Source organism: Thermostichus vulcanus str. 'Rupite', from assembly GCF_022848905.1.
In the GTDB taxonomy this organism is placed as follows: Bacteria; Cyanobacteriota; Cyanobacteriia; order Thermostichales; family Thermostichaceae; genus Thermostichus; species Thermostichus vulcanus_A.
Map to the genome: position 1 here is coordinate 1 of NZ_JAFIRA010000113.1, position 1,618 is coordinate 1,618.

Annotated in this window: 2 protein-coding genes and 1 pseudogene; all 3 read left to right on the top strand. The window is 54.3% G+C overall.

The genetic code is table 11. The annotated features are described in order from the left end of the window. The coding region (locus JX360_RS17360) for a zinc ribbon domain-containing protein (RefSeq protein ID WP_244353494.1) at window positions 1-578 on the top strand (578 nt) is incomplete at its 5' end. Between the two features lie 85 nt (window positions 579-663). Continuing rightward, window positions 664-768: pseudogene (locus tag JX360_RS18190) on the top strand (GDP-mannose 4,6-dehydratase); the annotation flags it as partial. Window positions 769-969: 201 nt separating this feature from the next. Then, a complete protein-coding gene (locus tag JX360_RS17365) occupies window positions 970-1,524 on the top strand; it encodes a hypothetical protein (RefSeq protein WP_244353496.1) in 555 nt (184 codons plus the stop codon). Window positions 1,525-1,618: the final 94 nt, after the last annotated feature.

Genomic DNA, 1,618 nt, shown 5'->3' on the forward strand with positions numbered 1-1,618 from the left:
CCCAGTTGCAACAGGCGGGTAAATACCGAGCACTCAAGCGACTGGAGCGCAAAGAAGCCCGTTGGATGAGGGCAGTCAACCACACCGTTAGCCGTCGCATTGTGCGGTTTGCCAATGCGGTGAATGCGGATGTGTGGATGGAAGACCTCTCAGGTATCCGCCAATCCAGACAGAGCCAGAAGGCGCGTTCGGATGCCGGGAAATCGCGCCATACCTGGTCGTACTACGACTTGGAGCAGAAAACCGCCTACAAGCTGGAAATGGCGGGCAGAACCCTGCACAAGCGCCCTGCTGCCTACACATCCAAAACCGACCACAGGACAGGATTGATTGGGAAAAGGAGTGGGCATCTGTTCACCGGGCAGGACGGGTATTGCTGTGATGCCGACTGGAATGCGGCTATGAACATTGCCCAGTGGGATGGATTCGCGTGTCCTTTGAGTCTAAAAGAAGCCGTATCTGTAATAGGTAGGGTCGGCTCAGGGGATGGGGTAGTTGGCAATCCCCTGAACTCCCTCGTGCTCTGCACGGCACGGAGTGCTATGAATACTCCACAGCTTCAAGCTGTGGGGGGCTAGAAGGGAGAATCCCCCGGTTTCTAACCGGGGGAGTGTCAACCAACTGATGTTGCTGTCGGGTTTTGAATGGGGCTGAACTATCGATGTGGATTCGCACGATCTCCAGGCGAGGCTCTCTCTGCACTATGGGGATCTCACCGACGGCACCACCCTGGGCAAGATTTTGCAACAGGTACAGCCCACAGAGGTGAGAGAGCGTTCGCCCTGTTCGAGACGTAAATCAGGTCTTGCGCTAGTCGGGTGATGAACGGCAGATCCTCTTGAGAGAGTTTCTTCCTAAGGATCCCTGCCCCGGTTTTGGGTTGCTGCTGGATCCCTGTGGGGGTCACTTGTACCGCTTGAACGGCTAGAACCAAGGCGATGATGAACGGTCGGTCTCAGGGTACTGCTGATGTTGATGCTTGCTTCTGTGCTGGTGCTGCTGTGTGGGTGCAGTGGCGGGGGTGGTTCCTCTCTGGCAAGTTTGCCGGGAGTCGTGCAGCCCACCATTGTCGCATCGGCTTCTCCTACTCTGGGATCCACTGCTTCGCCAGGTTCTGTAAACAATCCAACGGGATCCCCTACGGATGAAGAGGGATCTGGTTCAGGCAATCCGGGTTCTGACCCAACCGCCAGTCTGCTCCCAGAGGATGAGCTGAATCGGTTATTCCCGAATTTGCCGCCGGATCCGGGGGAAGAAGGGAAGCGCACTTTGGAAGGGATTGATGCGGATGGAGATGGCGTGCGCGATGATGTGCAGCGAGCGATTTATCGTTTGGAACCCCGTGATGAGCGTAAACGAAGAGCCATGCTGCAATATGCCAAGGCATTGCAGCGGCGGATGTTCGCCAGGGAAAATATTGATGCGTTTATTCGAGCTAACTATGCAAGCATAATAGATCGCTCCTGCTTACAGCAAACCTTTGAAGACGACGGCTCTCCTGACATTTTGGTGTCGATAGTATAATGAGATACTGAGTTCCATGACGAACATTGGTTCCTCTTGATAAGTTATTGGGTCTTGCTGGAGTCAAAATCCAAGAGTTTGTAGAGTTAGAACA

Bases quoted from the DNA above. Each gene is read 5' to 3' on its own strand.
- JX360_RS17365 (WP_244353496.1), top strand. From the start codon at position 970: ATGTTGATGCTTGCTTCTGTGCTGGTGCTGCTGTGTGGGTGCAGTGGC.